Raw genomic sequence first — 24,515 nt, forward strand, 5'->3', positions numbered from 1 at the left:
TAAATGCAGTTAAATAGCATTACACCATCATAAAGTAAAAAAATACAAAGATTGTGAAGAAAATGTGGAGAAATTATCACAAGCCTTATTAACTCAACTTTAATTCAGAGTAAAAACAAAGTCGGAAGGCATAACTAGGCAAAACTAATGACTGACTATTAATAGATGATAGTGGGCAGTTCATTGGAAGAATGAAGCAAAGATTTCAGATGACATTATTAGAAATATAGTACTTTGAGATATAGTGCTTTGAAATATAGAACTTTAAAATATAGTGGCTTGAAATAATGTAATTTCAAACCACTTATTGAGAAGCGCTGCGATTAAAAACTATTGTTAACTTAAATAACCGTTAGCACATCTGATATTGCAAGACGTGTTTTAGGTAAACTAAAGTTATAATCTTCAGACTCGTGGTGATAACCAATCGCCAGCGCAACATGGCATTCAAAACCACCTAACTCTTCAGCAAAAATCTCACCAATAAGCTCATGATCAATACCTTCCATAGGTGTTGAATCAACTTTTAAGCGAGCTAAAGTATGCATAGCATTACCTAGGGCAATATAAACTTGAGCCTTAGTCCATGCACTATTGTCTCCATTTTCATCCGTATTACTTTCAGCAAAATGGAAACCTGCAAACGCTTTCTCTCTATTTTCTAACGGTGTGCGTTTATCCTGTATCCCTTTATCAACTACTTTCGCATAATCATCGCGAGTATAAGCAGGATTGTGAGCAAATAAAATAATATGTGAGCTATCAAAAATAAGATGTTGGTTAAACTGGTGTTTATTGGCAAAAGAATCATGCATTCTTTGTTTTGCCGCATCACTTTCAATCACAACAAACTTCCACGGTTGGGAGTTAATTGAAGAAGGAGAAAGGCGTAAACTTTCATACAACACATCCAAATCCTGTTGCGCTACTTTCTTACTTGGATCGTATTTTTTTGTTGTATAACGTGTCGCTAAATCATCAATGATCTGATCGCGGTTTTCAGATTGGTTTACAGCTTGCTTCATGATAATACCTTTTGCTTCTTTAACTCATTAAATAAGGTCAAACTAAGCAACGTTAAAGTGAACATTACTAATTTATAAACATATTGTACACTTGATTATTTTATTTGATAATAACGGTTAAATTTGAATAACTTTAAAATTATTTTTGAATATGTATCATTTAAATGACCTTAAACTCGCCATTAGAATCGCAGACCTCAATAGCATCTCAGCAGCGAGTCGAGAATTAAACCTCACTCCAGCAGCAGCAAGTGCCGCGCTTAAACGCTTAGAGCAACGATTAAATTGCCAAATCTTTATCCGCTCAACGCGCAACATGCATCTAACCGAAGAAGGTAAGCTATTTATTGAAAGTAGCCGAGAAGCAATTAATATTTTGGACGTGGCTAGCAATACATTAAACAATAATAATGATCAAGTGAGCGGTGATATCGGCTTAAGTATGCCTTCAGATCTAGGGAGAAATATTGTAAGTGATTGGCTGGAAACATTTTTATTATCTACCCCTTCCGTCACTTTAACTTTGCATTTGAGTGACCATAACAGTGACTTGATAGAACAAAACCTACAGATCGCGTTACGCTACGGACATTTAGCAGACTCACCATTAAAGCGAAGATATCTCGCGTCTTCACCTCGCTATGTGGTTGCCTCACCTGAATATATTGAAAAATACGGGCAGCCAAATAGCCCTGCTGAGTTGCAACAACATAAATTACTTAACTGGAACCTGGGTAATAACAAACAACATCAGTGGCGTTTTAATAAAGATAACCAAACACGACACATTAATATTAACCCAATCAAAACCACCAATGACGGGGCCTTATTAAGGGAGTGGGCAGTGGCTGGCCATGGCATAGCCTATAAAAATTGGATTGATATTGCGAAAGATGTTGAACAAGGAAGGTTAATCATTCTATTAAAAGAATATCGTAGTGAAGATGTTCCGCTACAATTGGTTTATTTACAGACTGAATACCCAAGAAAAAAGTTACGCATGGTGATCGACTACTTACAGCAAAAATTTACTGAGTTTAGTCAACAATACCCATGTCCTTAATAAGAATGGGTAGCAATGCCACTATGATGGGATAAGCCAATTTCACATGTTCGGCTATTATTGGAACCTCGAATACATCCATCAGGTTTCTGAGAAAGCCACACCTCAATGATATTATTGATCAACCCTCAATTTTCAATAAACTTTCAACAAACAATGTCGAATAACGGTGATCATATTCTAGATATCAAAGACATAAATTCATTTTTGATGTAGAGTTTCTTTTAATATATTTAAAAGAGCGGAATAGAATGTCAGAAAGTCAAAATAATAATGCACTACAACTAACACAATTAATCACTCCTTTAAACGCAATGCATCTAGCGCAATTAACAGCCTTCAGTTTTGGTTTACCTCCCCTTTATTTCTGCCGTGAATACCAATCTTTTCCATCTGACACAATAAAATCCCAATGTGAAGAGCGCTTACTGAATCAACTCAATAGCGAACAAGTGACACTGCAACAGCTGCAAAAATTGCTAGTGGAAAAAGAATATTTTGATGAAGAGGAAGCCAGCTTACGAGTGGCACCGCTTGTAGAGGATGAATCTTAACCATGATGGGTTAAGGCTTTTCAGTTAAAGCCCCCTCTATTTGACTAAGTTACACGATAAAATGTAAACCTAAGCATCCCGGGTTTAATCTGAAATGCTTAGGTTTTAATGTAGATTTACATTATTTATCTAATTTAAAGCGTCCCACAATATTATTAAGCTGTTCATTAACCTCGTGAATATGATTAGTTTCTTGATTCACATTTGCGCCCGTTGTAGTTAACTCTTGTACGATAGAATGAATACGTGCCATATTTTGGCTCACCTCTCTAATAACCGCATTTTGCTCCTGCGCCGAAGAAGCTATTTGATTGCTTAGATCATTAATTTTTGAAACAAAGCTATTCATCACCTCTAAACTTTCAGCAACACTCGCAGCCTCTAACACTGTCTGCTGGCTGGTTGCTCTTGTACTATCAATTGAACTCACCACCGCAGTTGATTCATGACGTAATTTTTCTAATGCATTTTCAACCTCACCGGTGCTGGTTTGAGTACGTGCAGCCAACGCTCTAACTTCATCAGCAACTACCGCAAACCCTCTACCTTGCTCACCAGCGCGAGCAGCTTCAATAGCAGCATTTAACGCTAATAAGTTAGTTTGATCTGCAATAGCGCCAATCACACTCAGAATAGAACCTATATCTTGTGTTTCCTGGCTCATATTCGCCACATTGACCGTTGCACTTTCAACCTCATTCGATAAACGCTGTAAGCTCACCTGAGCATTAGTAATAATGTCTTTAGAGGTTTCGCCTGAGTTATTTGCCTCCTGCGTAAACTGCGCTGTATCCTGCGCGTTGGCGGCTACCATTTCAGCAGTAACACTTAACTCTTCCACTGCTGTTACCACCTGATCGGTTTCCTGTTGATGTTGCGCTAAAATTCCAGCGCTATTATCCGAATGATTCTTGAGTGTTTCTACACCTTCAGATAAACGCCCGCTCACTTTTTTCACATCCAGCATCATCAACTGTAATGTTTCAATAAAGCGATTCACACTGCCAGCAATTTGTCCTAAATCATCTTTAGAACTAACTGCTAAACGTTGCGTTAAATCGCCATCACCATTAGATAAGTTACCCACCAGCGTTTTCAACGCTATCACAGGTTGATAAATGCGATTAAGAACAAAAATAAACACCACAATAAATAATAAAGTGATCATTGAAACCCACAATAACAATGCCCAAGTTGCCTTAGATACCGCAGCAAAGGCTATCTCATCTTTCACAGCAATCATTAAATACCAAGGCTCACTACCAACTAAATCAACACGTGTAGAAACTAATAAACTTGGCTTTCCGCCTAAAGTAGCATCTGCAATAACGCGTTCATTTTTTAACATACTCGATGAAAAATCACTGAGTTCGACTATATCTTGTATTTGGTCTTTAGCCTTTGCTACTTCACTAGTTGAAGCGAGCACCATGCCCTTTTGGTCTACTAAAACAGCTACAGAATCTTGAGCGACATCCACTCCTTCTACTAGTGTTTGCAACCGAGTTAAACGTACATCAGATGCAATTACACCATCTTTAACAGCTTGTACTGCAAGTAATAATAAAACACCCTCTTTCGTTGCAAAGACTTCACTTAAGGTTAATTGATCACTTTTTTTACCGAGCTGATACCAAGAACGCGTACGCGGATCATATTTAGATGGAATACCAATACCGTTAGGGAAAGATTCAGATGCTCTTGATGTATAAGATCGGCCATCATCAAGCCCTAACGTCAACTTAGTCACTCCAGTTGCTTCTTTGGCAAATAACATGTGCTTCTCATGATCGGTTTGGTAATCATTGGCTTTATACAACGCAGCCAAATTAGCGACAGGTTGAGAGAATGAAGCGATATATTGCTTAATATTATTGGCTTCATATTGTGATGCACTACTGATTTTATCGATTAATGTACTTTTAGTCGTTTCAGATAATTTATCGATGGAGATAAAAGAAGTGATACCTAGCGCTAAAATTAGCAAACTAGTGATCACTACAATTAAAATATTTTTAAAACCAAGTTTATTCATGAGCTTTCCTTGTTGACACATTGAAACCGATATTGAGCTAGGCCTTACACCCCACCAATTTCTTACTATTACAACAGTCTAGCGACTCCTAAACTTTAATTTTTATGTGAATGTTAAAAGTATGACTATTACCTCATTAGTAATACAAATAACTTTTAAAAAGTTTTAACTCCATCAAAAAATTTACAAAGTACAAAAAAATGATATTTACCGATTAAAAACATAACAAAATCAAAGTAAAACACCTCGATAGATCTTGCTCACATTATTAGTTTAATTGACCGCAAATTCTGCTAAAATCTGCGCCTGAATTCGTTGGAGAGTATTTTATGAAAGACAATAGCCAAACTAAAGTGATCGTCGGTATTTCCGGTGGTGTTGATTCCTCAGTATCTGCGTACTTATTACAGCAGCAAGGCTATCAAGTTGAAGGCTTATTCATGAAAAACTGGGAGGAGGATGATACGGATGAGTATTGCTCTGCTGCTGAAGACCTTCAAGATGCTAAAGCTGTTTGTGATAAATTAGGTATCAAACTACATACCATTAATTTTGCAGCAGAATATTGGGATAACGTATTCGAGCACTTTTTAGAAGAATACAAAGCAGGCCGCACACCTAATCCAGATATCATGTGTAATAAAGAGATTAAGTTTAAAGCTTTTCTAGAATTTGCAGCTGAAGATTTAGGTGCAGATTACATCGCGACAGGCCATTACTGTCGCCGCCGTGACGTTGATGGTAAAGCACAATTGCTACGTGGCTTAGATAATAATAAAGATCAAAGCTACTTCTTGTACGCTGTGGGTGGCGAGCAAATTGCCAAAACCTTATTCCCTGTTGGTGAACTAGAAAAACCAGAAGTTCGTCGTATTGCTGAAGAGCAAGACTTAGTAACACACAACAAAAAAGACAGCACAGGTATCTGCTTTATCGGTGAGCGCAAATTCACTGACTTCCTACAGACTTACCTACCAGCGCAACCAGGTGATATTGTTACACCTGAAAATGAAGTTATTGGTCAACACCAAGGTTTGATGTACCACACGCTAGGCCAACGCAAAGGTTTAGGCATAGGTGGATTACAAAACTCAAACGAAAATCCATGGTATGTAGTGGGTAAAGACATGGAAAATAATCGCCTATTAGTTGCCCAAGGCGCAGATCACCCAGCGCTATTTTCTTATGGCTTAATTGCTAAAAAATGTGATTGGGTAGATAGAACGCCGAAAAAAGAAAGCTTTAAATGTACCGTTAAAACACGTTACCGCCAAACTGATATTCCTTGTACTGTTAACCCTATTGATGACGATACATTAGAAGTTATTTTCGATCAGCCACAAGCGGCAGTAACACCAGGACAATCAGCAGTATTTTACCTTGATGAAGTGTGTCTTGGTGGTGCAATTATTGACCAACACTTGCAAAAGTAGCGAGTAGCCCAAATATAAGTTGTACAAGCAATTAGGCTTAGAGGCAGATAAATGTCTGCCTCCACATTCATTTACAATAAGAAGTGTACTGATCATGTCATTCCATACCTTAGAATCTCGTAGCATTGCTTTTGCGGCAATGTGCCAAGCAGCTTACTTAGTCGATAAAATTGCGACTAAGGGTATTTGTCCCGATGCAGTTGCCTTTAATGCCTCGTTACGTTCAATTGTACGCACCGACAGTGCGGCACCATTGGATATATTAGGAGGACATGAATCGCTTAAAGTCGGCTACAAAACCGTGATTGCACAACTGGATAATGTTGATGGTAGCCGTAATATGCAAATCACTAAATACGTAGCTGGTTTAATGGCGTTAGAGCGTAAACTATCAGCTAACTCAGGTACATTAAACCTACTTGGTGAACGTATTAATCAAGTCCATCGTCAACTAGCACATTTTGAAATTGATGATAGCAGCGTGTTAAGTAACCTAGATTCTATTTATAAAGATCTAATTAGTAACCTAGGCCCTAAAATTCAAGTGAATGGTAACCCGAGTTACTTGCAACAATCACAAACACAACATAAAATCCGCGCATTATTATTAGCCGGTGTACGTGCTGCTGTTCTATGGCGTCAAATTGGCGGTAAACGTCGTCAATTATTGCTATCTCGTAAAGCGATAGTAGAACAAACCAAACAAAATTTACTAAGAACATAATATTCGTATCACTCTTTCCCAGTAAGGGAAAAAAGAAACTGTTTAAACAACCTACATATCATTAGGAGCAACAAATGGAACTTTCAGGACTAACAGCTGTATCACCAGTTGACGGCCGTTACGGTAGCAAAACTGCAATTTTGCGCGATATTTTTAGTGAGTTTGGTCTAATCAAATTCCGCGTACAAGTAGAAGTACGTTGGTTACAAAAACTAGCACAAACAGACGGTATCGCAGAAGTTCCTGCTTTCTCTGCTGAAGCAAATGCACACCTTGATGCAATTGTAGCTAACTTCGGTGAAGCTGATGCACAACGCGTGAAAGATATTGAAGCAACAACAAACCACGATGTAAAAGCAGTTGAATACTTCTTAAAAGAAAAAGTAGCAGACGTTGCTGAACTTAACGCAGTTTCTGAGTTTATCCATTTTGCTTGTACATCAGAAGATATCAATAACTTATCTCACGCTCTAATGTTATCAACGGCTAAAAATGACGTTATCTTGCCTTACTGTAATCGTGTTGTTGATGCGATTAAAGAAAAAGCAATCGAATACAAAGCAATGCCAATGATGTCTCGTACACATGGTCAGCCAGCTTCGCCTACTACACTAGGTAAAGAAATGGCAAACGTAGTAGCGCGTCTACAACGTCAAGTTAAGCAAATCGAAGCAACTGAGCAATTAGGTAAAACAAATGGCGCAGTAGGTAACTACAATGCTCACCTAAGTGCTTACCCGGAAGTTAACTGGCAGGGTTTTGCGGAAGAGTTTGTAACAAGTTTAGGGGTTACGTTTAACCCGTTCACTACGCAAATCGAACCGCATGATTACATTGCAGAGCTATTTGATGCGATTGCACGTTTCAATACTATTCTATTAGACTTTGACCGTGACGTTTGGGGTTACATTTGTCTTGGCCACTTCAAGCAAAAAACCATTGCCGGTGAAATTGGCTCGTCAACTATGCCACATAAAGTTAACCCAATTGACTTCGAAAACTCTGAAGGTAACTTAGGTTTAGCGAACGCTATCTTCGATCACCTAGCAGCAAAACTACCTGTTTCTCGCTGGCAGCGTGACCTTACGGACTCAACGGTATTGCGTAACCTAGGTGTTGCAATCGGTTACTCTGTCATTGCTTATGAAGCAAGCTTAAAAGGTATCAGCAAGCTTGAAGCAAATGAAGCAAATATGTTGAAAGACTTAGATGCAAACTGGGAAGTATTGGCTGAGCCAATTCAAACAGTAATGCGTCGTTACGCTATCGAAAAACCATACGAAAAATTAAAAGAGCTAACGCGCGGTAAACGCGTAGATGGCCCAGGTATGAGCGAGTTTATCGATACACTTGAGCTACCTGAAGCAGTTAAAGTTGAATTAAAAGCAATGACACCAGCTTCATACATTGGTCAAGCAGTTGAACTTGTAGAAAAAATGGCTTAATACGCTGATTAAGTTAATTGATAAAAGGCAACCTTCGGGTTGCCTTTTTTATTGCACTAAACATATTCAATGTAATAGATTTTATTTCTCGGCAACTATTTTTGTCTCATTTTTCTTAGCGCTAAATAACCAATCTAAAAATGGTTGTAAACTACTGTAACAAGCTAAGCCTACAGAGCAGACAACAATGGCAATCGCCATCTGGAAAGTTAAAATTTGATCCAAAAACCAAATCGCTAACAATACCGAGACCACAGGTACTAACGCCATAATTGCTGATGCAGAAACAGCACCTAACTTACTGATGCAGTAACTCATACAAAATAACGCTAACACACTAACAATGATGCCTTGATATACACCTTGCAAAACAATTTCAGAAATTGGTGAAATACTCAGGTGACTAGGCAGAAAAAACCAAATGGGCGTAAAAAATAACGCATTAATAATAGGCACAGCAAGCATAATCGTCTTGATGTGGATCTGCCATATCTTCATTGAAACAGAATAAAAAGCGATAAAGAAAGCGGCCAGTAATAGCCATAATAAAGCACTTAAACTCGCCCCACCACTGCTCGTAAAGAGCAAACTGTTAGCAACTAATATCAGCGCAATTCCCAAGTATTGAGTACGTCCTAAACGCTGTTTTTCCCATAGGTACAAAATCAATGCGCACATTATTGGCATAGTGCCATTAATAATCACCCCAGTATTCGCGGCATCTGAAATTAATAAGCCAATCAAACTTGCGCAAACATATAAAGCACCACAACATAGGCTACAAATAATAATAGGTAAGCTGAAAATAGACTTAAGTGACGTTTTGCTAAACAAAGCATATAGAACAACAATCGCCGCCGCTGTTAAAAATCGTACGCCCGTTACATCCCACACGGTTAAAGAGTGCGATAATCCCCATTTAGAAATAATGATCCAACCAGACCAAATCATCACCACAACTAAACCTGCGAGCAAACCAGTGACTTTATTAAACTTAAGCGATCTTTCCATTATGCTTCCTTGAAAATGAACCAATACGAGGCTAAATTTTATCAACATTAACACAAAAATAGTCTTTTAATGCTGAATATCTAACAGCGTAGCGGTATCGCTACCCTGCTTATAAACGAGCTGTTACACTCCAAATTATTTTACACAGAAAGGCGCGACAACATGTTTGAACTTAATTTTGAAATTAACCAGTTTTTAGATACTTACTGGCAAAAGAAACCCGCTTTGCTCAAACAAGGTTTTATCGACTTTCAAGATCCAATTGCACCCGATGAGCTAGCAGGGCTAGCGATGGAAGAAGACTTAGAAAGCCGTTTAGTTTATCAAGAAGATGAGCAATGGCATGCTGAGTGTGGTCCATTTAAAAGCTTTGAACGCCTAGAAAAAGATGGCGCGACGTTACTAGTTCAAGCCGTTGATCATTGGCACCCTGATGCACAACAATTAGTGCGCCCTTTTCGCTTTTTACCTAACTGGCGCATCGATGACTTAATGATCAGTTATTCTACGCCTAAAGGCGGTGTTGGACCGCATATTGATAACTACGACGTGTTTATCATTCAAGGTGAAGGCAAACGTCACTGGCGTGTTGGTGCGCGTCAAACACTACCTGAGTTTGCTGCACATGGAGCACTAAAACATTGTGGTGAATTTAACGCTGCGATTGATGTAGAGATGGAGCCAGGTGACATTTTATATATTCCAAGTGGCTGCCCACATGAAGGTTATGCAATTGAACCATCATTAAATTACAGCGTAGGCTTCCGAGCGCCGGATCAAAATGACTTACTGAGTAGCTTCACGGATTACAATATTGATAATCACGATAATGCATTACGTTATACAGATATCCCTATGCAGATACGTGAAAAACCAGGTTGTATTGAAGATTCAGAGTTAAACAAACTGCATCAAGTTATGCTAGCTAATTGCAAAACGCCTGAGCAACTTATTCCTTGGTTTGGCCGTATGATCAGTGAAGCAAAACATGATCTAGATATCGCAGCGCCAGAGTATCCATTAGAAAACAAAGAGATCCTTGAGTTTTTAGAAGATGGTGCGCAATTCACACGTTTAGGTGGATTGCGAGCAGTGTATTTTGAGCAAACACCAAAGTTAGTGTTTATCAATGGTGAAGAATATGACTTCTCAGGATTTACAGAACTAGCACATTGTTTATGTAATCAAGATGAAGCGGCAAGCGAATTACTTAATATCTTTAAGGATGAGGAAGCTGCATTAACGTTATTCACTAAATTAGTAAACCTAGGTTACTGGTACGCTGAGTAAAAAATAGCGTAAACGCTAAACACCTCTTACTGGAGGGAGGTGTTTAAAATACTCATCACTAAACCCACAACCCTTTAAACCATCCCCAAATACCAAATGAGAAGTTTGGAATCAGGTTAATACCTAACGCTGACTTTATTAAATAAACGACTAACAATCCGACTAAAGTGCAAAATATCAACAGTATCGTGAACATAATAGCTTTACTGATCAATGATAAATTTTGTTCTTGCCTTGATAACTTTCGGAAGTTTTTACCTGCCAAAAATACATAATAAAAACGGCGTTGATAAAGAGGGATCTTAAAAGTCCCGCGCAAATCGATACTATGTTTAGCCCAACTTCGCGAGCTTAAAATAGTAAACAAATGGGTAAGTTGCTCTTCGTTAAAACTTTCAGCAACCGATTTAGGCATTTTACTTAGTAAATTAACAATCGTTTGCTCGTCTTTAATATTCTTTTTTAAATTAGCCAACGTCACACCTTATTAATATGCTATGTGTAAATTACAGTAATGATATACAGGTTATATTAGCATCTATATAGATAAACCATCATAAAAATACTCAATTAAGTATATAAGATTTAAATAAAATATGTTTCGTAATCAACTGGCAGTTATAGCAAAACATTAATACCAAGACCGTTCTACCAAGAGGCTTAGATCAACATACAAACTTTGTTATAGTTTCCACTTAACTCCATTAATATTATTCGTATCATCAGAGGATCACATGCAACTTAATTTTTCAGAACATAGTGCTTCAGAACGTTACCACCTAATGACTCAAACCGTCGTGCCACGTCCTATTGCTTGGGTGCTAACCGAATCAGAAGGTACGCCAAGTAGCTTTAATTTAGCGCCCTTCTCTTACTTTACCGCAGTTTCAAGCGCCCCAGCTTTATTGATGCTGTCAGTGGGTAAAAAGCCTAATGGTGATGATAAAGATACACTAACCAATATCTTAAAAAATAAAAAAATGGTAATTCACATAGCTTCTGAACAGCAAGCAGAATTGGTGACCCAAACAGCAGCAACATTAGCGCACGGTGAATCTGAATTAAACAATACCACGTTAACCACCACTGACTTTGCAGACTTTTCTTTACCGCGTCTCAGCCAATGTGATATTGCTTATGCCTGTGAATTATATGAAATTAAAGAGATTGGCGATGCACCACAAACGTTAATATTTGTAGAGGTTAAACACCTTTATGTTAGTGATAGTGTGATTAACAAAGAACAAACTGAGCGTATTGATATTGCAGCAGAAAAAATCAATCCACTCGCACGTTTAGGCGGTGGTGAATACGCATCAATTACAGCACCATTCAAATTGAATAGACCAAGCTAGCTTACTAATCGTTAAATAATACGGCGAGACTGCCAGTAATGTTTACGCCAGTAAGGATTAGAAAGTGAAGATATTTTTGTCCCCTTGCTGGTAGAAACATGAAAAAACTCATTGTTTCCCATATAAATTCCAACATGGCGAGTTGTTCGGCTGGTTTTAAAGAAGACTAAATCACCGACTTTTAACTCGCTCTTCTTAATAGCAAAACCTTTCTTAACTTGGTATTCGGTGGTTCGAGGTAACGGTATATTAAAACTATTCTTAAACACCTGCTGCACTAAACTAGAACAGTCAATACCACGTAAAGTATTACCACCTAATCGATATGGACTACCAACCCAGTAACTATATTCACTGCGAAGAATTGCATACAGTAAATCGTCAGGTTGCATATTAGGTTGTGTTTTTGGAGAAGACTGAATAGGTGCTTTAACGCTCGATGGTTGAGCAGCAGTAATTTCTGGATGTGTTTGTTGTTCAGGAGTAGAACTACAAGCAGCGACAAAATAGAGCAAGGATAATAAACTGAAATGACGAGAATAACTTTTCCGTTGCCTTAACTGCATTACTTCTCCTTATGCCTATAAAAAAGGGGCTTACGCCCCTAATATTAATAATTTATGTTATACAGTTTAGCCTAAAATAGTCGCTAATTCTTTACTGATAACATCAACAGCTTGTGTACCATCAAATTTATGATGAGCACCGTTACCTTGTGCAGCTTCATTTTTATAGTAAGCGATTAAGGGTGCTGTTTGAGTATGGTAGATATCTAAACGTTTACGTACTGTTGCTTCTTCATCATCAGGACGGATAGATAAGTCTTCACCTGTCACGTCATCTTTACCTTCCACTTTTGGTGGGTTGTAAACGATGTGGTATGTGCGACCAGAACCAGAATGAACACGACGTCCAGCCATACGCTTAACGATTTCTTCGTCAGGCACATCAAATTCCAATACGAAATCAACAATCACACCAGCCGCTTTCATTGCATCAGCTTGTGGAATAGTACGAGGGAAACCATCTAGTAAGAAACCTTTTGCACAGTCTTCTTGTGCAATACGCTCTTTAACCAAACCAATAATTAAGTCGTCAGAGACTAATTGGCCTGCATCCATTAATTCTTTTGCTTTTAATCCAAGCTCTGTGCCCGCTTTAGCTGCAGCACGTAACATGTCACCCGTTGAAATTTGTGGGATACCATATTTATCCATCATGAATTGAGCTTGTGTCCCTTTACCGGCACCTGGAGCACCTAATAAGATAATGCGCATTCTAGCTTCCTATATAATTAACAAATTCTACTGCGAAATTTACACCGTTAAGAGGAAATTCACAAGATTATCCACCAAAAAGGCCTGCATAAGCAGGCCTTTAACACATTTATAAACTGATTAAGCGCAGATTAAGCGATTAATAACTTATTAATGCGAGCAACAAATTCAGATGGATCATCTAAACTACCTTTTTCAGATAGGATTGCTTGCGCTAATAATAGCTCAGTCCATTCTGCAAATAACTCTTCATCAGCCATATCAGCTAATTTAGTAATCATTTCATGCTCAGGGTTAAGTTCAAAGATAGGCTTGCTATCTGGAACTGGTTGACCCATTTGCGCCATCAATTTAGCCATTTGAGTACTCATATCATCGCTATCCGCAACAATACATGAAGGCGTTGACGTTAGACGTTGTGTTAAACGTACATCTTTTACTTTATCGCCTAGTACTTTCTTAGTACGTTCGATGAAGCTAGCAAATTCAGTTTCTTGTTTTTCTTGCTCTTTCTTCTCTTCTTCAGTATCTAGTTTACCTAGATCCAAATCACCTTGTGTCACGCTGATGAAAGCTTTACCGTCGTACTCTGGTAAATGACTTAATAACCACTCATCAACACGATCTGATAGTAATAATACTTCGATACCCTTCTTACGTAGGATCTCTAAGTGAGGGCTATTTTTAGCCGCATTAAAGCTATCTGCAGTGATGTAGTAAATCTTATCCTGCTCTTCGTTCATACGAGAGATGTAAGCGTCTAAAGAAACAGTTTGATCTGCTTTATCAGTTTCAGTTGAAGCGAAACGGAATAGTTTAGCAATTTGTTCTTTGTTGCTTGGATCTTCAGCTGGGCCTTCTTTTAATACTTGACCAAACTCGTTCCAGAACGCGTTGTATTCAGTTTCATTTTTCTTAGCAAACTTAGTTAACATAGTCAGTGCACGTTTAGTACAAGCACTACGTAACTTAGCTGTTACACGCGTATCCTGTAGGATTTCACGAGATACGTTTAGTGGTAGGTCATTTGAATCTAACACACCTTTCACAAAACGTAGGTAAGTTGGCATGAACTGTTCAGCATCGTCCATAATAAATACACGTTGAACGTATAATTTTAGACCATGTGCTTTTTCACGGTTCCATAGATCGTATGGAGCACGTTTTGGAATGTATAATAAGCTCGTGTACTCTTGCTCACCTTCAACTTTATTGTGAGACCAAGTTAGTGGATCTTCAAAGTCATTAGCAATGTGCTTGTAGAACTCTTTGTATTCTTCGTCTTTTAAGTCGCTTTTCGCGCAGTTCCACAGTGCAGTTGCTTTATTGATTGATTCCCAAGCAGCTTCTACAGCAGGTACTTTCTCGCCGTCTGGGCCTTCAGACTCAGGTACAGCTTCTTTAAACATTTGTACAGGGATGCTGATGTGATCAGAATATTTAGAAACAACGCTACGTAATTTATAATCGTTTAAGAATTCAGTTTCATCATCACGCAAGTGAAGGATGATTTCAGTACCGCGATCCGCTTTTTCAATGTTTGCTACTGTGTAGTCAGCTTCACCCGTTGATTCCCACATAGTACCTTGGCTAGCGTCGTCACCTGCTTTACGAGTATTCACAGTTACTTTGTCAGCAACAATAAATGCAGAGTAAAAACCAACACCAAATTGACCGATTAACTGCGAATCTTTAACTTGGTCACCAGATAGTTGCTCGAAGAAATCGCTTGTACCAGATTTAGCAATAGTACCTAAATGCTCAATCACTTCGTCTTGAGTCATACCGATACCGTTATCACTAATAGTGATTGTTTTTGCTTCTTCATCAAAGCTTAAACGTACACGTAAGTCAGCATCGTTTTCAAATAGGCTACCGTCAGACAGTGCTTTGAAACGTAATTTGTCTGCAGCATCTGCAGCATTTGAAACAAGTTCGCGTAGGAAGATCTCTTTATTTGAGTATAAAGAGTGAATCATTAATTTAAGAAGTTTACCAGTGTCAGCACTGAAAGCATGGTTTTGTTGCTTTTCCATATTTCTATTTCTCTCTTAATTAAGGGTTACTACTAATAAGTTAATTAATAGATGGAGACAGTTGATGGGATTTCAAGAGGGAATTTGATTTTTTTAATATTGTTTTTGAAAAAGAGATAAAAAATATGACTAGATAAACTGTTCGAACCCCATTTACTGATTGAATCGATAGTTAATAAAACTCTATCTGTTTATCCTTTTTAGGCTAACGTGTTACATTATTCATGCTTAGTAAAGTTAATTTAATGATAACGAAGTTCAAAGATTGTTGTGATGCATCATATTAGAAGATAACAGCACCAGATTACTGACTCATTCGTTTAAAAAAGTCATCAATATCCGCAGCAACATTAACGTCTTTAGCAAACCAAGGGTGTAACTTCATTAATATTTTCACGTGCGTAATATCTTGCCCATAAATTAAACTCTCAACCTTATCTGCACTATTTTTTAATGCATCTACCATTATCTGTTGATTGAACAAACCGACCGTTGTATCTCCTTCAGAATGAATAAGCAGAGCAGGTGGTTCATTGCCATTAAGGTGATTTGCTATTCTCATGTCATTGAAATTTTCTTCACCAAAAATATCAATATACTGCTGTTCTTTAGGAGTAAAATTATAAGGGCCTGCAATACCCGCCACCGCTTTAATAATAGAGGTTGATTGATTTTCAGCAGCTAAATACTGATCATTAAAAGCAACCATAGCAGCGATGTAAGCTCCTGCTGAGTGCCCTGCCACAAACAAATTATCATTGTCGCCACCGTACTCAGTAATATGCCGATTAACCCAGGCAATCGCTTTTGCACCATCTTTTACAAACTCAGGGTACGTTGCCGTTGGGTATAACGTGTAATTAGGTATAACCACCAAATACCCTTTTTTCACAAAACTATCTGCAACAAAGGTGAAATAATCTTTATCCCCCCAACTCCACCCACCTCCATAGAAAAACACTAGCACCGGTCGCTTATCGTCAGCTTTCCAGTCCTTTTTACTATAAATATCAAGCTTTAGATTTTTATTAGGATCAAAAACGATCTGTTTTTCAACCTTTAAATTTGATGATAAGGAAATCGCAGTGTTAAGGATTTTTAGTTCAGTGGCGGCACTGTCTTTTAAGAATGAATAAATGAGTATAACAGCAGGTATCAATGCGATAAGGAGTAATAGTTTCTTCAATGGCACGCTCATATATTAACTAGTTATAGGGCACTACGTGATTAATATCGTTGAGATCATTATTAGGGATTAAAACTGAATAATAAACTCACTCTCGTATGAACAAATCGAGAGTGAATAAGTCACTTAATTTTTGGTTAATAACTGTTTAATTAAAAACCGGTATCGAAGGTTGGCTAGGCATCACTTCAAATTCATGGGTTAAATGATTATTTTTATCCGTCGCAATAAAGTCATACTGTTGGCTAGTTATATCATCGCTAAAGAGCGCAACATTTAAAGTCACTTTTGCTGCATCAGAGCTTAATGCATAACGGCCCATAATAGTAACATGATCAATACTCTCTCTTCCGGTGTGCCTATAATTGCCAACTTCTTCATGTGCTGTCGTCGGCTCTAATAACAACCCATCAATGACAAATTTACGTTTATCTTCAGTTAAATAAACGTTTTCTGTTATTTTTTCATTTATTAGATCGCGGTGATTATTAAACTCTTGAATAGTAACGTGGTTATCAGCGTTATCATCGACACCTTTGAAAGCAGACATAGGCAAAGATAACGCAATATAAACATTACTACCTATAAAGCTCAATGTTCCATGCTGCGCTGCGATTAAGTGAGCAAAGCTGGTACTCGGTGTAGCTAAACATAATGCACAAGTTAAACTTAACAGTCCTTTTTTTATTATTTTTATATTCTTTTTCATTATTTAATTACCTTTCGCACATTCATTAAATTCTTCCTTTGACGCAACGTTGTAGGTAGGGATAACTATCCGTCGCGTAATAATGATAAATTCCTTCAGGGAACTCTGGTGTGACACCAACTTGCCCATTACATTCATCTAAATCACCAGATCCTGGCACATATATCCAATCTTGCTGAAATGTTCCTAAAGGGTAGACATCCAGTGAAGGTCGATGTTCATTGATATGACTATTTAATTGATAACTACCTTTCATCAACTTGATCTGAGACCCAGCATCTGCAGGGTTGCTATATCCATATCGAGCATAAATAGGAAAACCATCGACCGCCCAACCAATTAATGTCATCTTGTTATTGTTACCGCCTAGACTGGCTATAAAAGCTTCAGGCATCCCGTGGTAATGATAGGTACCATCGGGTTGAACGTGTGCATTACTTTCATCAATGCCAAAATCAAAGACATGTTGCCCTATAGTTTCGATATTCCAATGACCTTTATAATCCGTTGAACTACACTTTTCGCCAAAATCATCACAGCTACCGCCTGAACGACCTGATATTTTCACGCCATTAAGCATCATACCAATCACTGCGTGCTTGCCTCCAAACCTAGTCGCCACCTTGGTTTCAACAGGATGTAAAGGATAACTTTCCATAACAGACTGTTCAAAGATAGTGTAAGGATTCTGCGCATTAGGAAACTGCCCTACTTGATGATTTGGTATACCATTAGCATCAATATCTCGGGAATTACTATCACATGACCAATAAGCAACACTGTTTGCTTCTACTGACTTTGAACTATTGTAGTGGTTAAATTGATAATGGCATAAAACATTAGCTGTAGAAGCCCCTTGCTTAATAGTCGATAAAACAGAATGATGGCAATCTTCACAAGCATTTAAAAGCAAAGTGAATGCAACAATTACCGATAACTTTAAAAATTGATAAGCAAACATGCTGCTTCTATAGCCTCTCTAACCTCAATATAATATTGAGCGGAGCATAGCTATTAAATGTGCAAAGACTGTGCATATTAAAAAATAGTTATAGAAAGTTATAGAGAAAATACCTGCCCTAGCTAGTCAACTCCATTAAACCAGCATAAATGAGCGGATAATTATTGGCCTTGATATGAAACAAAGACTAGAAAATTAATCAAGTACGCTCCTCAATGAGCAAGCGCACTTATCAATGATATTAAGTGACCGATGGCTTGCGTTGTACCATAGTACTTGCGGCGACTAAAGTAACCGCACCAAGTAATTGTATTTGCGTCATCTGCACATTCAAGAACAACCAATTGATTAAGATTGCAGCCACAGGAAAAAACATTTCAGCTAAGGTAGCCCAATGTGCAGGTATACGCTTTAATCCTTGGTAATAAAAATACATACCTAGTACACCTGACAACAAAGCTAACATGGCAATTTTTTGTAGCACGCTCAGCTCAATACTTGTAATTAAACTTGGCGCCATAAAAGCGAACGGTAACATACCTAATAAACCGAAACTAAAACGACCAGCCATTAAATCTAAACTACTGAGTCCTTGTGTACTGAGTTTTTTACCAAATACGGTTGCACTTCCCCAACTAACAACAGCAAATAAAGCAAGACCATATCCCCACAATGCTTGTTGACCGTGTTGAATATCTCCCTCTTTAAAGCTAGCTAACAATGTTTGGAAGTCAGGCCATATCAATAACAAACTGCCTAAAATCGCCAATCCTAGCCAAAGAAAAAATCGAGAGTCGATTTTTTCTTTCAATAAAACACAAGCTAGTGTCACGGCAACTAATGGTTGTAGTTTTTGCAGCAAAATAACCACTGTAGGGTTCGACAAGTAGAATGCTTCAGTAAACGCTAAAGTGCCTAAAGCAGAGCCAAAAAAGCCAATCACTAAAAAAGGAATAAAAGTTTGTCGAGAAATAAAATTGAATTTTCGGCGTTTAAATAAAAAGATACCGAAGAGTACAGCAACTAATATTAAATGCTCGAATAACACAATTTGTTGTGCACTGGAGCCACCAAATAATAGCGGATAACGTATCAATGTATCTGCGGCCCACAATAAGCACGCAAAAAATATAAAGGTAATACCTGTCATTACAATTTCTAACTAAAAAGGAGAGAAGGACAGAGCTTGGAAAGAACATTATTCCGTAGACATTCACTCACTAATCAACTGATGTTGAAATTAGTTCGATAAATATTCACAGTATTGCTCAATAGCTTTCACACTAAAGAACGGAGTAAACCATTAACAAATTTCATCGCATAAACCCCCTTCATTGAAATCATGAATGGTAACGATTAATAATCAAGCTCACGCCGATATCGTATTTAAACAATAAGCAAGAATCATTGATCTTTTGCAGTCATTTACACTTGATCTTCTTCCATCCGGACTATAACCGTCGGCTTTGGCCTCTCACCAAATCTGCTGACCCTAATAATTAGTATTAGGCGCTCGTGGGCTGTTTCACTACTACAAATTCATAACGTGAAAATACCACCGGTGGGGAATTACACCCCGCCCTGAAGTCGACTTACATAATAATAAGGTTTGAGAAAAAAACAAGAAAAATGCTCAAGATCACACTTTCAAGCAACCTAGATACAATAAAAATAATTCAGTAAAAAAGCTTAATGCTTTTAAAGGTAATAGATTTAGGGGTGATGCCAGAGGGTAGGATTTGAATCGAATATAATATTGGGAGTATCAATAAATAATTGCTCAGCGACTTCGTTTCCCAATTCATCACAAACACTTAAAAATGCTTCCTGCATTTTCGAAGGTCGACGCTTAATATTATGCATATCAGAGGCAACAAGTGATACTTGATTATTGCCCATCATTTTCCAAGCAACATTTTGTGACCTTTCACCAAAATCCCCAATTAATGAAGCAGCGGTGACTTGGAATAAACAGCCTTGCTCTATAAAAGGCGTTAATAAATCCTGCGTTTCCCATACACCTCTATTACGTTCAGGGTGAGCAATCATAGGCAGTATATTATGCGCTAGTAACCAATCGACAAGCTTTTCACTACCCGGGGGAATATGGCTATGTGGGAACTCTAGTAACAATACATCCTTACCCTGCCACTTTCCCACAAAAGGTAATTGGTTATTTGTAGCCAACATGATGATTTCAGGACAAATTCGCACTTCTGCCGCATAGGCGAGTGAAATTTTTTGAGTTAAAGGATGTTGTTCAATGTGAGAGGTAAGTTGACTAAATGCAGAACTAATGCGCTTTATATCATTATCAAAAGTGCCTAAGTGAATATGAGGTGTGGCTAATATTTTCACCACACCGGTATTTATTGAGCCTTCTATTAATGACAAGGAGTCAGCTAACGAGACAGCCCCATCATCAACTCCAGCTAAAATATGACTATGCAGATCAATCATCGACCTGACAAGTCTGGCTCAATATTAAATTACTGGCCATAGCCATAATAACCTTCGTAATCATCTTTATCGGCTTTTTTGATATCAACTCTGTTTAATACCACACCATCAATTTTAGCATTAACGTCAGTTAAGCGAGATATACCTTTCTTAACAGCAGATTGCTTAGTTGAGTCTGATTGCACAATATAAATAACAGAATCAGCTCTCTGAGATAACACTAGCGCATCACTTACTGCTAAAGCAGGTGGTGAATCGATAATAATACGATCATATTTCTGTCTTAAAATCGTCATTGCGGCATCAAACTTAGATCCCGATAACAACTCAAGCGGATTAGTTGGTATAAAGCCAGAAGGCAAAATATCTAATCCAGAAGCTTCATCATGCACAATCACATTTTCAAGTTTCTCAGTACCTGAGATTAAATTAGATAAGCCAGCTTGATCGGCACCCAATTTGAAAACACCAAGAAAACTAGGACGACGCATATCCGCTTCAATCAATAACGTTTTTTCTACTTGCGACATCGCAAAAGCAATATTAATTGAAGTCGTTGTTTTACCTTCACCAGGGATAGAAGAAGTCACTAACACTACTTTGTGTGCTTCACCGATATGCGATAACACAAAACCAGTACGTAACGTTCTCACCGCTTCTGAAAAGGCTTTTTGTTTATCATCAAAAAACACGTGAGGCGATAAAGACTGTTTACGTTTTACTTTAATTAACGGCAACAAGCCCAGTAAACGTAAACCAAGTTTAGATTCGATCTCCGCAGCGGTTCTGAAAGTGTCATTCAATGCATCAATAATAAACGCGTAAATCACAGCGAAAGCAAACGATGCGATAAAGGCCAAAATAACCAGTAATTTTTTATTTGGTTTAATAGGCGATAGCGGTACTTCTGCTTTGTCTAGAATTTTAGCTTGTTGTACATCAAGATCACTAGTGACTTCAGTTTCTTTATAACGAGTTAAAAATGTATCGTAAAGACTTTGGTTTGCTTCAACTTCACGTTGTAATTTTAAATACTCTTGCTCAGTACTAGTGATATCTTGGTATTTACGTTTTTCTTGCTCAAGCTCTTTGATAAGACGGTTTTCATTATTCTTAGCTGCTTGCAGCTCTTTGGCAAAGCCTCTGACTATCTTGTCAGCTTGTTGTTTCAACTCTTCTTGTATTGATGCTAATTGAGCTTTAGCTGCAACTAACTTAGGGTGTTTACTACCGTAACGGAAACTCAGTTCTGATACTTTTTGTTGCGCTTGGTTTTCGATATTTTTAACGTTAGCAATAAGAGGATGCTCACTTATCTCCGGTAAACTCATCAAATAATTAATATCGTTACCGCTAGCATTACTTACGAAAAGGTAAAGTGTTTCAGCTTCAAAACGAGTTTGTTTCGCTCTTAAATAACTGTCAGTTAAACTTTCAAGCTCATCACTAGCAATGCTTCGAACACCTGTTGCATTGAGGTCAATTAAGTTTTCTTTAATGCGGTAATTTTCTAATGCATTGGTAGAGTTTTCAAGATTAACTCTTAACTCCTCTAATCGCACTTCTAACCAATCTGCAGCTTTTTTAGTAGAATTAGATTGACCTAACACTTCTTGGTTTATGTAAACACTCGCAACAGTATTAGCAATCAAGGCAGCTAACTGAGGATCTTTAGCATCAAAAGAGATATTAACCAATTGAGTATTACGCACAGGTGTAATGGTTAACTTTGACTGAAAAGCATCAATCAACATTACTTTTTCACTGCGAGCATCTAATACTGTTTGCTCTTTTTCACTTGAATCGACTGGCAGTAAAGATTTGATATAACCTGTGAACTGTTTAGTTAAACTTGGCTTACCATCAGGTAGAAACTCTTCGTTAGTCGCTAAATTCAATCGATCAATAACTTGCTCTGATACTGAACGCGACTTTAATATTTCAAACTGAGTAAGGAAGTAATCTTGACGAGAAGTATCTAAAGGTAATACTGAATCGATTGATATTGTATTATCTGTACTAGTCTTAATTAATAACGAGCCAGTAGCACGATAGATAGGCGTCATGCCTGATACCAAAACAGCAACGATCATGGTAACAAGTAAAGAAAAACCTAAAATCTTCCATTTAGCATTCATCATCACAGACCAATAAGCTTTCAAATCAATGATTTGTTCTTGTGAATTTAAAGGTTTATTAACTGATTGCATAATATATATGATCCAATTGAGTGCTAAAAAAAGCTCTGTTTAATAGTAATGATATCACCAGGTGATACTGAATAAGTTAGCTTAACTTTCTGCTCACCTTGTGTTTGTGATTTCTTTAGGTATATCTTTGAAACCGAAGCACGGGAAGTCAATCCACCAGCTAAGGCAATGGCTTGGTCAACATTCAAGCCAGGTTGATATGGATATCCACCAGGTTGATTAACTTCTCCGTGAATATAAAAAGAACGGTAAGTCACAATATCAACTTGTACAGATGGATTTAATAAATAATCACCCAGCAACCCATCATGAATTGCCTTTTGCACTTCAGGCACTGTTTTACCAGTCACCGACACTGCACCAATAAAAGGAAAGTTGATATTGCCATCTTCATTGATAATAGTTTCAATGGTTAGATCAGGCTCATCATAAACTAATATTTTAATCTCATCTCCGGCATCTAAACGATAATTTGTCGCTTCAACAGCAAACAAATTAAAGGAAGAAAAGAATAAACATAAAGCAAAAAAATAATTCATCATAAAGCGACCACAATCCCTAGATTAACTGCATTTTTATCGTAACCAATGTCAGTTTCTGTTGAGTTTTTATCAGTAAGTTGGTAGCCCGCTGTCAATTTAATCCAGCGAGATACTGTGTAATTTAAATTTAATCCTACACTTTTGGTTTTATCGTTACGCGCAAAACCAATGTAGTCTTCATCAAGATAACCAAATTTTAACGTTGAAACAAAATCCTCACTCCATGATTGCTGCCAAGATAAACTACTGTTGATTTCAAGAATATAATCTCCAACTGTACTTGAATCCTCTGCTGAACGGCTAAAATCAGCTTTGAAAGTTGAATATTCTTGAGGCTTCCAAGTCATCCCGATCTCAACCGTATTGCCTGAGAAGTTTTCACGGCTATCAGACTCAAAGGTTTTATACTGATAACCAACTTTTGCGGTTGCAGTCGTTTTACCTAACCCCAACCATCTAAATCCAACCAAAGCACTAGAGTCTCGATTATCGCTACTTTCATCACCTGTTGCTACGCGATCATACTCTACGTTGGTAGTTGATATATCAAAAGTTAAATAAGTGACATTACCAGCTTGGTAATCAGCATCGGCAAAGTAAGTCAGTTCGCTAACGTCATCAAACTGAGTGGTTGCTCTAAAATTCCTGTAATTTGTATCAGTAAAGCTAACTCCGCCACCAATTCGCATTATCGCATTAAGACCACCAAACTGGTAATAACCACGAGCAGTAAGCTCATTGTATTTAATGGGTTCATTAAAAAAAGAGGCATTACCTTCACTGAGGCCACTCCCCCTATCTTCATGCAAATTAGCAAATGAAAACGTTAAGTCTGTACGGTGTCTATCAGTAAATTCGGAATGCGCTAACAGGCTTAAGTTATGATCCACATAATCATCTTCACTGCCATTTTCATAAGTGGCAGAAGTTAAACTATAAGAGCCACCGTAACGATTAATTCCGTCATCTACTCCAAAGCGAATCGATGGAGAAACAATATAAATAGCAGAAGACGTTGTATCATCTTTCTGGTCATAAATATTATCATCGAACTCCACTCGGCTTGATAACTGTGGCACCACTAAAAAGCCATCTGTTACTTTAATGGGTGAAGGATCAAACTCTGTTGCAAAAGCGTTAACAACCAGTCCAGGAGAAAGTGCTAAAAGGGTAAAATATTTCATTTTTTTCATCCTTAA

General features: G+C 37.7%; 22 protein-coding genes and 1 riboswitch. Of the genes, 7 read left to right on the forward strand and 15 right to left on the reverse strand.

All coding sequences use genetic code 11. The features are described from left to right. Positions 1–341: 341 nt before the first annotated feature. A complete protein-coding gene (locus V5290_RS05725; RefSeq protein ID WP_333382756.1) occupies positions 342–1,025 on the reverse strand; it encodes an NAD(P)H-dependent oxidoreductase in 684 nt (227 codons plus the stop codon). A 151-nt stretch (positions 1,026–1,176) separates the two neighbouring features. Between V5290_RS05725 and V5290_RS05730 the strand changes: the two genes are divergently transcribed. Beyond that, positions 1,177–2,088, forward strand: a complete 912-nt coding sequence (locus V5290_RS05730) for a LysR family transcriptional regulator (RefSeq protein ID WP_333382758.1) — start codon at positions 1,177–1,179, stop codon at positions 2,086–2,088. 251 nt (positions 2,089–2,339) lie between these two features. Next, positions 2,340–2,642, forward strand: a complete 303-nt coding sequence (locus tag V5290_RS05735; RefSeq protein WP_333382760.1) for a hypothetical protein — start codon at positions 2,340–2,342, stop codon at positions 2,640–2,642. 121 nt (positions 2,643–2,763) lie between these two features. On the opposite strand, the gene V5290_RS05740 is transcribed toward V5290_RS05735, so the two are convergent. Then, positions 2,764–4,677 carry a methyl-accepting chemotaxis protein gene (locus tag V5290_RS05740; protein WP_333382762.1) on the reverse strand — a complete coding sequence of 638 codons (1,914 nt, stop codon included), beginning with the start codon at positions 4,675–4,677 and terminating at the stop codon, positions 2,764–2,766. A 290-nt stretch (positions 4,678–4,967) separates the two neighbouring features. On the opposite strand from V5290_RS05740, the gene mnmA reads away from it, so the two are divergent. The 3 genes from mnmA to purB all read left to right on the forward strand — a co-directional run bounded on the left by mnmA (position 4,968) and on the right by purB (position 8,279). Next, complete coding sequence (gene mnmA, locus V5290_RS05745) at positions 4,968–6,110, forward strand: tRNA 2-thiouridine(34) synthase MnmA (RefSeq protein WP_333383141.1); 1,143 nt, start codon at positions 4,968–4,970, stop codon at positions 6,108–6,110. Between the two features lie 94 nt (positions 6,111–6,204). Further along, positions 6,205–6,834: a high frequency lysogenization protein HflD gene (gene hflD / locus V5290_RS05750; RefSeq protein WP_333382764.1), complete on the forward strand. Its 630-nt coding sequence runs from the start codon at positions 6,205–6,207 to the stop codon at positions 6,832–6,834. Between the two features lie 74 nt (positions 6,835–6,908). After that, positions 6,909–8,279, forward strand: coding sequence for an adenylosuccinate lyase (gene purB, locus V5290_RS05755; RefSeq protein ID WP_333382766.1), 1,371 nt, complete (start codon positions 6,909–6,911; stop codon positions 8,277–8,279). A gap of 81 nt (positions 8,280–8,360) precedes the next feature. Here the strand turns inward: purB and V5290_RS05760 are convergent, their stop codons facing one another. Further along, positions 8,361–9,290, reverse strand: coding sequence for a DMT family transporter (locus tag V5290_RS05760; protein ID WP_333382768.1), 930 nt, complete (start codon positions 9,288–9,290; stop codon positions 8,361–8,363). Positions 9,291–9,452: 162 nt separating this feature from the next. Here V5290_RS05760 and V5290_RS05765 point away from each other — a divergent pair, with 162 nt between their 5' ends. After that, positions 9,453–10,580 (forward strand): cupin domain-containing protein, encoded by a 1,128-nt coding sequence (locus V5290_RS05765; RefSeq protein ID WP_333382770.1) that lies wholly within the window; start codon positions 9,453–9,455, stop codon positions 10,578–10,580. A gap of 58 nt (positions 10,581–10,638) precedes the next feature. Here V5290_RS05765 and V5290_RS05770 read toward each other — a convergent pair whose 3' ends face one another. After that, positions 10,639–11,055 (reverse strand): 3-phosphoshikimate 1-carboxyvinyltransferase, encoded by a 417-nt coding sequence (locus V5290_RS05770; protein ID WP_333382772.1) that lies wholly within the window; start codon positions 11,053–11,055, stop codon positions 10,639–10,641. Positions 11,056–11,314: 259 nt separating this feature from the next. Between V5290_RS05770 and V5290_RS05775 the strand changes: the two genes are divergently transcribed. Continuing rightward, positions 11,315–11,935: a flavin reductase family protein gene (locus V5290_RS05775; protein ID WP_333382774.1), complete on the forward strand. Its 621-nt coding sequence runs from the start codon at positions 11,315–11,317 to the stop codon at positions 11,933–11,935. 11 nt (positions 11,936–11,946) lie between these two features. Here V5290_RS05775 and V5290_RS05780 read toward each other — a convergent pair whose 3' ends face one another. The 11 genes from V5290_RS05780 to V5290_RS05830 all read right to left on the reverse strand — a co-directional run bounded on the left by V5290_RS05780 (position 11,947) and on the right by V5290_RS05830 (position 24,500). Beyond that, positions 11,947–12,501, reverse strand: a complete 555-nt coding sequence (locus V5290_RS05780; protein ID WP_333382776.1) for an NlpC/P60 family protein — start codon at positions 12,499–12,501, stop codon at positions 11,947–11,949. 66 nt (positions 12,502–12,567) lie between these two features. Continuing rightward, positions 12,568–13,212: an adenylate kinase gene (gene adk, locus V5290_RS05785; protein ID WP_290040398.1), complete on the reverse strand. Its 645-nt coding sequence runs from the start codon at positions 13,210–13,212 to the stop codon at positions 12,568–12,570. A 131-nt stretch (positions 13,213–13,343) separates the two neighbouring features. Further along, a complete protein-coding gene (gene htpG / locus V5290_RS05790) occupies positions 13,344–15,248 on the reverse strand; it encodes a molecular chaperone HtpG (protein WP_333382780.1) in 1,905 nt (634 codons plus the stop codon). Between the two features lie 304 nt (positions 15,249–15,552). After that, positions 15,553–16,434 (reverse strand): alpha/beta hydrolase, encoded by an 882-nt coding sequence (locus V5290_RS05795; RefSeq protein ID WP_333382782.1) that lies wholly within the window; start codon positions 16,432–16,434, stop codon positions 15,553–15,555. A 148-nt stretch (positions 16,435–16,582) separates the two neighbouring features. Next, entirely contained in the window at positions 16,583–17,143 is a 561-nt protein-coding gene (locus tag V5290_RS05800) for a hypothetical protein (RefSeq protein WP_333382784.1), read from the reverse strand. A gap of 25 nt (positions 17,144–17,168) precedes the next feature. After that, complete coding sequence (locus V5290_RS05805) at positions 17,169–18,104, reverse strand: YHYH protein (RefSeq protein WP_333382786.1); 936 nt, start codon at positions 18,102–18,104, stop codon at positions 17,169–17,171. 241 nt (positions 18,105–18,345) lie between these two features. Beyond that, positions 18,346–19,254 (reverse strand): DMT family transporter, encoded by a 909-nt coding sequence (locus tag V5290_RS05810; protein ID WP_333382788.1) that lies wholly within the window; start codon positions 19,252–19,254, stop codon positions 18,346–18,348. A 280-nt stretch (positions 19,255–19,534) separates the two neighbouring features. Next, a riboswitch (FMN riboswitch) is annotated at positions 19,535–19,697 on the reverse strand. 120 nt (positions 19,698–19,817) lie between these two features. Further along, complete coding sequence (locus V5290_RS05815; protein ID WP_333382789.1) at positions 19,818–20,564, reverse strand: tyrosine-protein phosphatase; 747 nt, start codon at positions 20,562–20,564, stop codon at positions 19,818–19,820. Between the two features lie 29 nt (positions 20,565–20,593). Then, entirely contained in the window at positions 20,594–22,774 is a 2,181-nt protein-coding gene (locus tag V5290_RS05820; protein ID WP_333382791.1) for a polysaccharide biosynthesis tyrosine autokinase, read from the reverse strand. 23 nt (positions 22,775–22,797) lie between these two features. After that, on the reverse strand, positions 22,798–23,316 hold the full coding sequence (locus V5290_RS05825) for a polysaccharide biosynthesis/export family protein (protein ID WP_333382793.1): 519 nt from the start codon (positions 23,314–23,316) through the stop codon (positions 22,798–22,800). Further along, positions 23,313–24,500, reverse strand: coding sequence for an outer membrane beta-barrel protein (locus V5290_RS05830; RefSeq protein WP_333382795.1), 1,188 nt, complete (start codon positions 24,498–24,500; stop codon positions 23,313–23,315). Before V5290_RS05830 ends, V5290_RS05825 begins: the two co-directional genes overlap by 4 nt. Positions 24,501–24,515 lie beyond the last annotated feature (15 nt).

The organism is Psychromonas arctica, from assembly GCF_036697365.1.
Lineage (GTDB): Bacteria > Pseudomonadota > Gammaproteobacteria > Enterobacterales > Psychromonadaceae > Psychromonas > Psychromonas arctica_A.